This window comes from Neisseria sp. P0001.S005 (assembly GCF_051963715.1).
In genome coordinates this window covers 1-7,414 of sequence record NZ_JBQCTZ010000169.1, presented here as the reverse complement: position 1 = coordinate 7,414, position 7,414 = coordinate 1, and the positions used below count along the sequence as shown (strand labels likewise).

General features: G+C 44.4%; 7 protein-coding genes. 6 read left to right on the top strand and 1 reads right to left on the bottom strand.

The window, feature by feature from the left end:
- Window positions 1–62 precede the first annotated feature (62 nt).
- The 6 genes from ACTHSP_RS15680 (at window position 63) to rfaD (ending at window position 4,974) form a co-directional block, all read left to right on the top strand.
- The gene (locus tag ACTHSP_RS15680; protein WP_049351207.1) at window positions 63–581 is read left to right on the top strand and encodes a hypothetical protein; all 519 of its coding nucleotides are present in this window, start codon (window positions 63–65) and stop codon (window positions 579–581) included.
- A gap of 71 nt (window positions 582–652) precedes the next feature.
- Window positions 653–1,300, top strand: a complete 648-nt coding sequence (gene adk / locus ACTHSP_RS15675) for an adenylate kinase (protein ID WP_003682888.1) — start codon at window positions 653–655, stop codon at window positions 1,298–1,300.
- A 109-nt stretch (window positions 1,301–1,409) separates the two neighbouring features.
- Window positions 1,410–2,141, top strand: a complete 732-nt coding sequence (gene pyrF / locus ACTHSP_RS15670; RefSeq protein WP_049351208.1) for an orotidine-5'-phosphate decarboxylase — start codon at window positions 1,410–1,412, stop codon at window positions 2,139–2,141.
- Window positions 2,142–2,154: 13 nt separating this feature from the next.
- Window positions 2,155–2,826: an NAD(P)H-binding protein gene (locus ACTHSP_RS15665; protein WP_371464612.1), complete on the top strand. Its 672-nt coding sequence runs from the start codon at window positions 2,155–2,157 to the stop codon at window positions 2,824–2,826.
- Window positions 2,827–2,867: 41 nt separating this feature from the next.
- Window positions 2,868–3,827, top strand: a complete 960-nt coding sequence (rfaE1, locus tag ACTHSP_RS15660) for a D-glycero-beta-D-manno-heptose-7-phosphate kinase (RefSeq protein ID WP_440346408.1) — start codon at window positions 2,868–2,870, stop codon at window positions 3,825–3,827.
- Between the two features lie 142 nt (window positions 3,828–3,969).
- Complete coding sequence (gene rfaD / locus ACTHSP_RS15655; RefSeq protein ID WP_049329258.1) at window positions 3,970–4,974, top strand: ADP-glyceromanno-heptose 6-epimerase; 1,005 nt, start codon at window positions 3,970–3,972, stop codon at window positions 4,972–4,974.
- A gap of 99 nt (window positions 4,975–5,073) precedes the next feature.
- Here the strand turns inward: rfaD and ACTHSP_RS15650 are convergent, their stop codons facing one another.
- Complete coding sequence (locus ACTHSP_RS15650; protein WP_440346407.1) at window positions 5,074–7,083, bottom strand: LTA synthase family protein; 2,010 nt, start codon at window positions 7,081–7,083, stop codon at window positions 5,074–5,076.
- Window positions 7,084–7,414 lie beyond the last annotated feature (331 nt).

Genomic DNA, 7,414 nt, shown 5'->3' with positions numbered 1-7,414 from the left:
AGGAAGATTTGGACAGAGTACGTGTTGCGTTTAAAGCTTAAGGCCGTCTGAAAGGAAAAGACATGAATGATTTCCGCTATTTGAGCCGTGAAGAACAAAAATTGCTTGCCGACGTGGAGAAGCTGGTAAGAGATGACGAACAAGAATTCAACTATGACATGCTTAAAATAGAGGCGCCGGAACAGGCCAGCGGCGAGTTTTGGTTCCGCATGGCAGAAATGCTCAGCACTTTGCCGCCCAATCAGTCGTTGGACTTGCGTATGAACGGCGGACGCTTGACCGTTGCTGTATCAATTTTGTCAGTATTGCTGCAAGATAATCCCGATATTCCGCAGCTTTGGGCACAAAAAATCATTGCACTCAACTACTTGGCTCATGGCCATCAAACCCGTGCAATCGGTTTGGCGCAGCAGCCTGACAAAGCGGCCGAAGCCAATGAAGAAGAATATTTGGCGAAAGCCTTATCGCAAAACTTGCTTTCCACTTTGAAAGACGCGATAGAGCGATTCCCGGAAGACTCATGGTTTATCGAAATGCACGACGATGCATGGAAGCATTTCGGCCAGAAAGAGGCCGTCTGAAGTTTTGAACGATAAACACAAGCCGTGTAAAATTATCTGAACATTAAATCCGTCAACCAAAAGGACTCATCATGAAAGTATTATTGTTGGGCGCGCCAGGCGCCGGCAAAGGCACACAGGCTCAATTCATCACTGCTGCATTCGGCATTCCTCAAATTTCTACCGGCGACATGCTCCGCGCCGCCATCAAAGCAGGCACTCCGCTGGGTTTGGAAGCAAAAAAAATCATTGATGAAGGCGGTTTGGTACGCGATGACATCATTATCGGCATGGTTAAAGAGCGCATTGCCCAAGACGACTGCAAAAACGGTTTCCTGTTTGACGGTTTCCCACGCACATTGGCACAAGCCGAAGCCATGGTTGAAGCCGGTGTGGATTTGGATGCCGTGGTTGAAATCGATGTGCCTGACAGCGTGATTGTCGACCGCATGAGCGGCCGCCGCGTACACTTGGCTTCCGGCCGTACTTACCACGTTACCTACAATCCGCCTAAAGTCGAAGGCAAAGACGACGTAACCGGCGAAGATTTGATTCAACGCGACGACGACAAAGAAGAAACCGTGAAAAAACGTCTTGCCGTTTACCACGAGCAAACCGAAGTTTTGGTTGATTTTTACAGCAAACTGGAAGGCGAACACGCGCCTAAATACATCAAAGTTGACGGCACTCAACCGGTAGAAGCCGTGAAAGCCGAAGTATTGAAAGGTTTGGGCAAATAAGTTTTGCCAAAGTAAAATCATAAGGCCGTCTGAAAAAATATTTTCAGACGGCCTTTTGTGTACAAAAGCTGTTAAAATCGAAGCTATAACCGTTATCCGCAGGCATCTTATGAATCCTTTGATCTCCGACTTCCAAACTCAGCAACAACGTACTCCCGTTATCGTCGCCCTCGATTTTGCCAACGAAAAAGATACGCTCGGATTTGTCCGCAATCTTGACCCGACACTGTGTCAAATCAAAATCGGCAAAGAGCTGTTTACCGCAACCGGCCGTAGTTTGGCAGAAAGCTTAATCAATCAAGGTTTCAAACTTTTCCTCGATTTGAAATACCACGATATTCCCCACACAGTCGCTCAGGCCTGTAAAGTTGCCGCCGATATGGGCGTTTGGATGGTCGATATGCACGCCTCTGGTGGCCGCCGTATGATGGAAGCCGCAGCAGAAGCCGTTGCCGGATATCAAACCAAGCCGCTCTTGATCGGCGTAACCGTGTTGACCAGCATGGAACAAAGCGATTTGGCAGAAATTGGTTTGAACATCGCTCCCGAAGAGCAAGTCATCCGTTTGGCAAAACTGACGCAAAGCTCAGGTTTGGACGGCGTAGTCTGTTCTGCTCAAGAAGCCGCGCCGCTGCGCCGCGAATTGGGACAGGATTTTGTCTTGGTAACACCCGGCATCCGCTTGGACGTTGCAGGCAATAATGACGACCAACGCCGCATCATGACACCAGCCGAAGCCTTGGCTGCCGGCTCAACCTATTTGGTAATGGGTCGTCCGGTAACCAAAGCTGCCGATCCGGTGGCCGTATTGCGTGAAGTCAATCGAGTAGCCAACGCTTAAGGCCGTCTGAAGTATGAAGGCGATTGTAATTGGTGCCACAGGAGCGACAGGGAAATCTTTGTTGCCTTTGCTTGCAGCCAGTTCAGAGGTTGGGTCTATCGACTGTTTTGGTCGCAGACATCCTGATTTTACCCACCAAAAACTAAATAGCCATCAGATTGATTTTTCTAAGCCTGATGATTGGCGCGAAGAAGTGCAGGGCGATGTATTGTTTGCCTGCTTGGGAACAACTCTGAAAGCGGCTGGCAGTAAAGAAGCGCAATGGGCAATCGATTATGAGGCGAATCTTGAATTTGCCAAAGCAGCCAGACAAAACGGCGTCAATGCTTTGGTTTTGGTTTCTGCTTCCGGTGCAAATTCTGCTTCGCGCCTGTTTTATCAACGGATGAAGGGCGAATTGGAACAAGCAATTATCGCTTTGAATTTTCCGCACCTTATTATTTTCCGCCCGCCCTTATTGATTCGTCCGAATAGCGATCGATTGGGTGAGAAAATTGCCGAACGGATTTTTCGCGTACTCAACCGCATCAGCATGCTGAAAAGCCAACGTCCGCTTGCTGTCGAAAAATTGGCACAAGCCATGCTGAAAGCGGCGTTGTTGTCATCTCATGAACAGGCGTCGTACTCGAAAAACCATATGCAGGTATATGAGCCTCAAGATATTTTTAGGCTGTTAGATCAATAATCTGATAACAAGCCTTACACAGAGATTTTAATGGAGCCAGTATGGTAACCAAGTTCCAACAAGAAACCCTCAAATCCCGTTTTGCACAAGCCAAAGTCCTTGTTGTCGGTGATGTGATGCTCGACCGCTATTGGTTTGGCGATGTGTCCCGTATTTCTCCTGAAGCCCCTGTGCCGGTGGCGAAAATCGCCCGTATCGACCAGCGGGCGGGCGGAGCGGCGAACGTTGCGCGCAATATCGCCTCATTGGGCGGTAAAGTAGGGCTGTTGTCCGTGACTGGCGATGATGAAGCTGCAGATGCGTTAGACGCATTGATGGTGCAAGACGGCGTTTCTTCCTATCTGATGCGCGACAAGCAAATTGCGACCACTGTTAAATTACGCGTTGTTGCCCGCAATCAGCAGCTTATCCGACTTGATTTTGAAGAATCGCCTCATCGTGAGGTGTTGGAACAAATCAAGCATCAATATCGAGAAGTGTTGCCTGAATACGATGCCATTATTTTTTCAGATTACGGCAAGGGCGGTTTGTCGCATATTTCCGATATGATTGATTGGGCGAAACAGGCCGGTAAAACTGTTTTAATCGACCCGAAAGGCGATGATTACGAAAAATATGCCGGCGCTACGCTGATTACGCCTAACCGTGCAGAGCTGAAAGAAGTGGTGGGCAGCTGGAAAAATGAAAACGATTTGACCGAAAAAGCCCAAAACCTGCGCCGTCATCTCGACTTGACCGCGATTTTGTTGACTCGAAGCGAAGAGGGTATGACCCTGTTCAATGAGGGCGAGCCGATTTATCAGCCTACACGAGCGCAAGAAGTCTATGATGTATCCGGTGCGGGCGATACCGTTATTGCCGGAGTGGGCTTGGGTTTGGCCGCTGGTTATACCATGCCTGAAGCCATGCACCTTGCTAATACTGCGGCAGGGGTTGTCGTGGCGAAACTTGGTACGGCTGTTTGCTCGTTTGCTGAATTGACTAAGGCATTGGAAGAGTAATAATTGCTGTTTCAGACGGCCTTAAAACCTAAAGGCCGTCTGAAAATAGAGTTGGAAAATAATCCAGACAGACAAGTTTTTATTTTCAGACGGCATGATTTCTTTAAGGCCGTCTGAAAAATCAAAATAAAGGAAATTCATTATGACCATTATCGTAACAGGCGCGGCCGGCTTTATCGGCAGCAACATCGTCAAAGCACTTAACCAGCGCGGTATTACCGACATTGTTGCCGTCGACAATTTGAGCAAAGGTGAAAAATTTAAAAACCTTGCCGAGTGTGAAATTGCCCATTATCTCGATAAACACGAATTTATCCGCCAAGTGCGCGGCCATCTTCTGCCTTACGACGATATTGAAGCCGTTTTCCATCAAGGTGCATGTTCCGATACCATGAATCATGACGGCCTTTACATGATGGACAACAACTACCAGTACACGCTCGACCTCTTGGACTGGTGTCAGGATGAACGTATCCCGTTCCTTTATGCTTCCAGTGCCGCAGTGTACGGCAAGGGCGAAATCTTCCGCGAAGAGCGCGAACTGGAAAAACCACTCAATGTATATGGCTACTCTAAATTCTTGTTTGACCAAGTGTTGCGCCGCCGTATGAAGGAAGGTCTGACAGCCCAAGTTGTCGGCTTCCGCTACTTCAATGTTTACGGACTACAGGAGCAACACAAAGGCCGTATGGCGTCAGTCGCCTTCCATCATTTCCACCAATACCGTGAGCATGGCTATGTCAATCTGTTTGGCGCCAATGACGGCTATGGCAACGGCGAGCAAACACGCGACTTTGTCAGCGTAGAAGACGTGGCCAAAGTTAACCTTTACTTCTTCGACCATTCTGAGCTTTCAGGCATCTTCAATCTCGGTACAGGCCGTAGCCAACAATTTAACGAACTTGCCGCCGCAACCGTCAACGCCTGCCGTGCAGCCGAAGGCAAACCTGAAATGAGTTTGAAAGAGTTGGTTGAAGAAGAACTTATCCGTTATATCCCATTCCCCGATGCACTTAAAGGCAAATATCAGAGCTTTACTCAAGCGGATATCACCAAGCTGCGCGAAGCCGGGTATAAAGAAGAATTCTTGGATGTAAAACAAGGTGTCAGCCGTTACGTTAAATGGATGCTGGAGAACTTGGTTTAATAAATAGTACAGTAATGTTGTCTGAGAATAAAACCGACTTACCTGTTTGGGTAAGTCGGTTTTATTTTACTAAGATAGTATAAAAATTTAGTTGTATTCTTAGTGATGGGTAGTTGCAATACGGTTAATTTGCCAATCTAAAAATTGAGTGTAAACACTACCTCGTTCAATAAAAGGTATATCTTCAGCAGGTGGTTGGCTGATTTCAGCTTCTGCTGTTTGCAGCCTCTGATTATCCCAACGATGAAACTCCTGATTGTTTAAATTATAAAAACCATGTTTGGTGATTAAAACTTCAGGATTATAACCATAGCCACACCATGAGGAATCAACAGTAGGTGCAGTCAAATTACAACCGGTTTGATAATAAGGTATTTCTGATAGGCTAAGATTATATAACGTTGGCAAAATGTCTTTATGTGAGCCTGCCCGCTCAGGATGATATTCTGCATTGGAGCGGTAAGTAGGTGGAACATAAAGATAGAATGGTACACTGTGGCCAAGGGCAATTTCATTAGGTGCAGGATAACTGATTGCTCGCATATTATGGTCTCCAGTTGCAGCAATAATAGTATCCGGTGCAATAGATTTTGTATGACTAATGAAGCGTCCAAGTTGGTCGTTGCTATATCGGAATGTGTTAAAAATCTCATTCAATTCTTTTCCTGTTGCTAGACTGGAAAGTCGCTGTTTTTCTTGCTCAGTGAGATGAAAATCTTTAGTTGGGTTAGGTTTAGGTAATTGATATGGGGGGTGATTAGTTACTGATAGCATCATGACGAATACGGGGGTATTATTTTTTTTTGCTTGTTTCAACTCGTCTTCTGCATATCGGAACATAAATTCATCAGGTACTCCCCATGTGCTGGATTGGGCTTCAGGGTAGCGTGCTTTGATCGCATTTTCATCAATAATTTCATGTACACCCAAATGACGCAGAAAACTATCAAAATCACGCCACCCCCCATTACCGGCAGTGATATACACAATACGATATCCTGCATCAAGATATGGTTTAAACATGTTTCCAGGAAAAGTTTTATTTTTAGCAGCAGATTGGCTAAGGTTAAGGCGTGGGCTACGAATAAAAAAACGGTGTAGTGAGTCGCTAGTGCCATCACCCTCAGAGATAAAACGTGAATAAACCCAATCTTCTTTCCAATGTTTATCTAATTCACCTAATAGATCTCGTTCAGGCGTATTTAGAGAAAGCAAGTGAGTGCTCATACTTTCCATAACAGCAAATACAACGTTGGGCTTATGTTGTTCAACAATCAAATTTTTATTAGTTTGTGTAAATAAGCGATTTAAATTGGCATCAGCTTTTTGATTTTGTAGACGATTCATCAGTTCAATACCATCTGAATCGGTAACCTCGATAAAATTATTACTGTTTCGATGTTCTGCAAAAGCCCAATTTAAAGAAATTAGTGCATTGGGAACTAATTTATTTATTTGCGGTAAGGTTGAAATTTGCATGGAAGTTTGACGTAAAGGGAATTTACCAAACGAACCACGTATACCAATACTTAAGATTAAGATAGGTATCATTATGATAGCAACCCAAGTTGCTTTGCTTGTAGTAGTAGCAGAAAAAGAGTATCTGTTAATTTGGGAAAAACATTTCCAAAAAAGGGTTACTGCTATGGCTAAAGCAATTAATCCCCAAATAATTGGGAAATCGGACCAAATAGTTTTGAGTACGGCTACAGTATCTTCCTCTGCAAGACCAAAAATAAAAACATCGAATTGGCGTTCGTAGACTCCATAATAAAACCAATTCCCTATAGCCAGAGCAGAAACGATAGATAACAATACTGTAGACAATAGAGCTTGAATCCGTCCATATGCTACAACAGTTTTTGAATTTAATAAGCTGAATAATCCCAGTAAAAATGGTAATGCCGTTAATACAGAAGCAGCTTTGATATCAAATAATAACCCTTTGAGCATAAGCTGGATAATATCCTCGGAATAACGACTACGGATATCATCTGATAGATAATATTGTGACATTAAACACCGTTCAATAAAAAGAATTAGAACAGTGCAAAGCCATAATGAAAAAGAATTACATAGAATTTTTTTGTAGGTAAGTAGACGAGACATTTTTTAGATATGTAATAAGTATTTAAAACGGCGTTATTTTATAACCTTTTAAGGGTTTTAAACTAGCATATAATTTTTATAGAAATCATATGATATGATGATTTGAGTTTGGAAAGGAGATAGACTGGTTTAAATGAATTTCTTGTCCTAGATAGAATAGTGGGTACTTATAACTACAAAGCTGTTAATGGGCTATCTTTTCTATTATTAGGCGTGGGTACTAGACAAAAAAATAACCGCTTAAAAGCGGTAAATGGTGCCCGGAGCCGGAATCGAACCGGCACGGCCGGTTTAGGGCCGACGGATTTTAAGTCCGTTGTGTCTACCTATT

Bases quoted from the DNA above. Each gene is read 5' to 3' on its own strand.
- ACTHSP_RS15680 (WP_049351207.1), top strand. From the start codon at position 63: ATGAATGATTTCCGCTATTTGAGCCGTGAAGAACAAAAATTGCTTGCC.
- adk (WP_003682888.1), top strand. From the start codon at position 653: ATGAAAGTATTATTGTTGGGCGCGCCAGGCGCCGGCAAAGGCACACAG.
- pyrF (WP_049351208.1), top strand. From the start codon at position 1,410: ATGAATCCTTTGATCTCCGACTTCCAAACTCAGCAACAACGTACTCCC.
- ACTHSP_RS15665 (WP_371464612.1), top strand. From the start codon at position 2,155: ATGAAGGCGATTGTAATTGGTGCCACAGGAGCGACAGGGAAATCTTTG.
- rfaE1 (WP_440346408.1), top strand. From the start codon at position 2,868: ATGGTAACCAAGTTCCAACAAGAAACCCTCAAATCCCGTTTTGCACAA.
- rfaD (WP_049329258.1), top strand. From the start codon at position 3,970: ATGACCATTATCGTAACAGGCGCGGCCGGCTTTATCGGCAGCAACATC.
- ACTHSP_RS15650 (WP_440346407.1), bottom strand. From the start codon at position 7,083: ATGTCTCGTCTACTTACCTACAAAAAAATTCTATGTAATTCTTTTTCA.